A 5,683-nucleotide genomic window follows, 5' to 3' on the forward strand; every position below is an offset into this window, starting at 1 on the left:
GCCAAGGCATTTGCCTTGGCCGCCTGCTCTTTTATATTTGTACAACTGTTTTGCGCGGGAAAAGGATACAGGTTGGGCGCAAATGCGGCCGCCCAACAAAATGTGTTCCCGCGATTTCACAGAGGCGGCAGGTGTGAGTATGATAAAAAATCATACTTACGGTAAAGGTTTCCGGTGCTAAACTAGATGCGAATGGTCGTTTTGCAAGAAAAAACACCTGGAAACTATTGGTTAAGATGTACAAAGGATACAAAATGAAGCTTTGTGCCGGGAGAGGAGGCGCTGAAGGGGCGCTATAGAGAGAATAGCCCCACATTTTTTAACTCCAAAGGATCCTGACTGAAAATAGCAGAAGAAAGGGATGATATTTATGAGGATCATGCAGAAAGCACTCAGCCTGTTGCTCAGTGCATCCATGGTGATCAGTCTGGCAGGGCCCCTTCCGGTATGGGCCGCAGGACCTCAGCTGCCGGACAATCTGGAGGACCTGGTGACGGAAAGCTGTGCGGTCACAGTCTCTTCTGAAGAAAATCCAGATAACCCCACCGCGCGTTATGCAGTGGACGGCATTACCGATCAAACCCAGCAGTGGGCCTCCGGCCCCATGAAAGATGGGTCAACAACCGCTGATACGACTCAGACGCCCCAATGGCTGACGGTGGATCTGGGCAAGGATGTGACCGAGCCCGTGGCCATTGAGGCCATCAAGCTCTGGTACAATATGAAGGTCTGGCCCATGGTCTATGAGATCCAGACCTCCTCGGACAACGGCGCCAGCGATGACTGGGCCACGCTGGTCCGGGTGGAGCGCGCGCCCTTTGACGGCGCGGTCAAAAACGGCGAGGGGCAGGACATTGCGGACGAAACCAACAATGGGACGCCTGCGACCGCCGCCAATACCGATACCATTACCAAAACCACCTCGCCTGCCCTGGGGCAGGGCGCAGCGGTGGAGCGCTATGTGCGCTTCTATGTGGAAAAGACCAACGCCGCCGCGCCGGGCAACAATGTGTGCCTGCGGGAGATCTCCATCTACAAAGCGTCCGACGAGCCCCAGCCGGAACCGGGCGAGGATGCCTGGAATCTGGCGCTGGGCCAGCCCACGGAAGCCTCCACTTCCGTCCAGGGCACCTCTCCGGCCAATGTGGTGGACGGCAGCATGGACAGCAAATGGAATTCCGGCGATCTGAAAGACTTTATTGTCGGAAACAATTCTAGGGACGATGAGGAGCAGACCCCTCAGTGGATTCAGATCGACCTTGGAGACACGGGGTCTACTCTGGAGGAGATCCGCATTTCCTACAAAGCCAAAGTGTGGGCCATGGACTATGAGATCCAGACCACCGATACCCCGGAGGTGGAAGACTCCTGGAAAACAGTGGCCACCGTGGACCGGCCTTCCGCCAACGCCTTTGTGACCAATGGTCCGAACCAGAATATTGCTGATACCGCGGCCAACCGGGACACCATTACCACAACGACCAATCCGGCCCTGGGTGCGGAACCGGTGGGACAGTATTTACGGATGTACATTACCAAGACCAATGCCCAGGCACCCGGCGGACATAACGTGAATATCGCGGAGATCGAGGTGCTGGGCACCAATCCCACCCGTCATCCTCCGCTGGATGTGCAAGAGATCCTGTCTGGTGTTACAGTGTCCGACCCTGACAAAGCAGATAAAACCATCACCCTTCCGGAAACCAAGGAGGGCACTACCCTGATCGTCCGGGGCAGCGAGCTGGAGAATGTGGTAAGCAACGACGGCGTGATCAGTCAGTGGAACATCGGTCCCCGGGATGTCACTCTGCTGCTTCGCCTCAGCGAGGACGGCAATGAGGAAAACTACGCGGAAAAGAACGTGACGGTGACCGTCCCCAGCCACAGTGACAGCTATCCTGCCGCCTGGTTCCCCACGGTAGCCAAGCCCAATGATAAGCCGGAGGTCATTCCCACCGTACAGGAGTGGTACGGCTACGAGGGGAACTTTACCCTGACCGCCGACTCCAAAATCGTACTCAATGACGCCGCCGGCGTGGGCCTGGAAAAGGCTGCTGCCAACATGAAGGCGGATGTGGAAGAGATCTGCGGCATTACCCTGGAGGTGGTGACCGGGACCGCGCCCACCGGACCCAACGACATTTATCTGGAGTCTCTGACCGATCCCAACGCCTATGATCTGGGCAAGGAAGGCTACCTGATGGTGACCAATGAGGAGGGCCTGCATATCTATGCCCCCACCTACACCGGCTGCCTGTACGGCACCATCACCGCCGAGCAGATCCTGTGGCAGGACGAGACCCACAGCGCCATTCCCAAGGGCATCATGCGGGATTATCCCGCCTATGAGGTCCGGGGCCTGATGCTGGATGTGGCCCGTACTCCCTACCGCTATCAGCAGCTGCAGGACTACGCCAAGATCATGCTGTGGTACAAGATGAGCGAGTATCATCTGCACATCAGCGATAACGACAACTCCAACATCAACGGCGCTACCTTTGATACCCATTCCGGCTTCCACCGTCTGGAGAGCGAAACCTTCCCCAGCCTGAAGTCCGAGACCAAGCACGCCGGTATTCCGGCGGATCTGGTCAACGCTGACTACTACAACAACAACAAGGATTATCAGGGCAACCCCACCTACACCAAGGAGCAGTGGCGGGAACTGGAGGCCATGTGTCAGAACATGGGTATGTACGTCATGACCGAGCTGGATATGCCCGGCCACTCCCTGCTCTACAACAAGTACGCTAAGGAAAATCCGGATGGTATCGACTGGCTGGAAGGCGGCACCATGCTGGCGTCCACTTTCACCGGCAACTCCGGTTATCAGGAGCTGCTGGATCTGATCGGCGAAAACAAGACCCGGGCCTTCAAGTTTGCCTCCACCCTGTGGGACGAGTATACCCGGGGTGAAGAGCCCGCCGTTTACGGACCTGTGGTCCATATCGGCGCCGACGAGTACTGGGTACATAATAAAGAGACTTATAACGCCTTTGCACAGTTTGCCGACAATATGCGCCAGGTGATCCAGAAAAACCTGGGTGCGGATACCAAAATCCGGATGTGGGGCGCCGGGACCGGCAGCTTCTCCACCGCCGGCGAAGTGCTGGACAAGACGCCTGCTGAACTGGCCAAGGACTATCAGCTGGACATCTGGTACCCTGGCTACGACAATGCCGCCAAGCGTACCGCGGAGGGCTATCAGGTCATCAACGCCCGGGACGCCTTCCTGTACGGCAATCCGGGCCGCCGTTTCCGGGATGTGCCCAACGCGGAGTACCTGTTCTATGACTGGAATCCCACCATGTTCGGCGGCGGAGATCCCCTGCTGGGCGAGCCCAACCTGATCGGCGCCAAGGCCGTGATCTGGGGCGACCAGAGCCAGGAGGGCATGACCGAGCGGGATGTGCACCAGCGTGTTCTGCGGGCCATTGCCATCGTCAGCGAAAAGACCTGGAACGGCACGGATGAGGATGATACCTTTACCGAGTATGAGCTGCGGGCAAGCCGGCTGGCGGAGGGCCCCGGTACCCAGATCGCCATGGAGTTCGACAGCAAGAGCTCCCTGGTGCTGGATTATGATTTTGCCAATGTGTCCGGAGACGGTAAGACCGTCTACGACGCCAGCGGCAACGGCTATGACGCCGCCCTGACCGGCGGTTCCGTCACGGATGGCTGGCTGGCCTTTGACGGCAATACCCTGCTGACAACGCCTCTCAAGACCATGTCCTATCCCTATACCGTGTCCTTTGACCTGAAGCTTACCGGGGAGGACGGCACTGCGAACACCAAGGAGTCCTCTCTCTTCTCCGGCTATGACGGCCGCATCCAGGTGGCGGGGCATGACGGCAAGATGAGCGCCGATGTCAACTACTTTACCCGCGACTTCAACTACAAGGTTCCCACTGACGGCACCCCGGTCAAGGTGACCATCGTCGGCACCTTCCAGGCCACCCGGCTCTATGTGAATGGTCAGCTGGTCACCTTCCTGTCTCAGAAAGCGGACCAGGACGGTCTGGCTCCCGGCGCGATCTCCACCATGTACTCCTCCGTGCTGCTGCCGCTGGAGAAGATCGGACAGGACTTCCACGGCCAGATGGCCAACCTGAAGGTCTATAACAAGGCTCTCTCCGCCGCCGAAGTGGCCGGCAACGCCGATGACGGACTGGTCAACGTGGCGCAGAACACCGCTGCCGGCAGCAATTCCTATGCTTCCGGGGATAGCTACGACGACGGCGAACAGCGCACCAGCATTGCCATGAAGGCCATCGACGGCGAGGCATTTACCACCAGCGATGACAACTCCTCTGAGATCTATTCCTACTGGCAGGGCGACCACGCCGACAGCGCTCTGACGGTGGATCTGGGCCAGGCCCGCACCATCTCCCAGGTGGAGATCCAGTGGCGCTCCAACGGCGTGGGCAAGGACTTCCAGATCCTCACCTCCATGGATGGAGAGAACTGGGATGTGGCGGCTCAGGTCGCCGACAATCAGGAGGCCAGAGAGACCATCACACTGGAGACTCCTGTCTCCGCCCGCTATGTCAAGCTGCAGGGGATTGCCAGCAATAACGGTACGGTCTACAAAGTACAGGAATTCCTGGTTTATGAAGCTGTGGACAAGACCGCTCTGAACGACCTGCTGGCCAAGGCGGAGGAAATCGTGGCCCAGAAGGGCCTGGGCTTTACCAGCACTGGTCTGGAAGGCGACCTGTTCCAGGCTGTGGTCTATGCCCGTGCCCTCAGCGGCAGCCCTCTGGCCACTATGGAAGAGGTGACTGCGGCCACTGCCGCTCTGGAGGATGCCATGCAGGCCATCGAGGACTCTGGCAGCACGCCCTCCACCTCCTACGCCATCACCGTGGAGAAGGCGGACGACGGTACTGTGACCGCCAGCCGTACCCGCGCCTCCAAGGGCCTCACCATCACCCTGACTGTGAAGCCTGACGAGGGCTGTAAGCTGGACAAGCTCACCGTCACCGACAAGAACGGCAATGAGCTCAAGCTCACCGACAAGGGCGACGGCAAGTACACCTTCACCATGCCTGCCTCTGCCGTCACCGTAAAGGCCTCCTTCGCCAAGGACGACGGCTCTGTGGGCACGGATCTGCCCTTCACCGATGTGAAGTCCAACGACTGGTTCTATGAGGCCGTGAAGTATGTCTATGACAAGGAACTGATGAACGGTACCTCCACCACCACCTTTGCTCCCCTCATGACCACCAACCGGGCCATGGTGGTCACCATGCTGTGGCGGCTGGAGGGCCAGCCCAAGGCTGAGGCTACCCTGGCTTTCACCGACGTGGAACAGGGCGTGTGGTACACCGACGCTGTGAACTGGGCCGCCTCCAAGGGCATCGTCAAGGGCTACAGCGACACCGTGTTTGCTCCCAACGACACTGTGAGCCGTGAGCAGCTGGCCACCATCCTGTACCGCTACGCCGAGTATAAGGAGTATGACGTATCCGCCAAGGGCGACCTGACTGCTTTCACCGACGGCGCCAAGACCTCCTCCTGGGCTGCCCAGGCTATGGAGTGGGCGGTAGGCTCCAAGCTGCTGTCCGGCAAGGGCGGCAGCGTGCTGGATCCCACCGGCACCGCCACCCGGGCGGAAGTGGCGCAGATCTTCATGAATTTTGCCCAGAACCTGAAGAAGTAACGATCCATGCCGACAGGGGCG

General features: G+C 58.9%; 1 protein-coding gene. It reads left to right on the top strand.

All coding sequences use genetic code 11. From position 1 onward, the window contains the following. Window positions 1–379 precede the first annotated feature (379 nt). Window positions 380–5,662: an S-layer homology domain-containing protein gene (locus tag B5G42_RS17155; protein ID WP_162611139.1), complete on the top strand. Its 5,283-nt coding sequence runs from the start codon at window positions 380–382 to the stop codon at window positions 5,660–5,662. The last annotated feature ends 21 nt before the right edge of the window (window positions 5,663–5,683 follow it).

The sequence above is a fragment of the Flavonifractor sp. An91 genome (assembly GCF_002159225.1).
Lineage (GTDB): Bacteria > Bacillota > Clostridia > Oscillospirales > Oscillospiraceae > Flavonifractor > Flavonifractor avicola.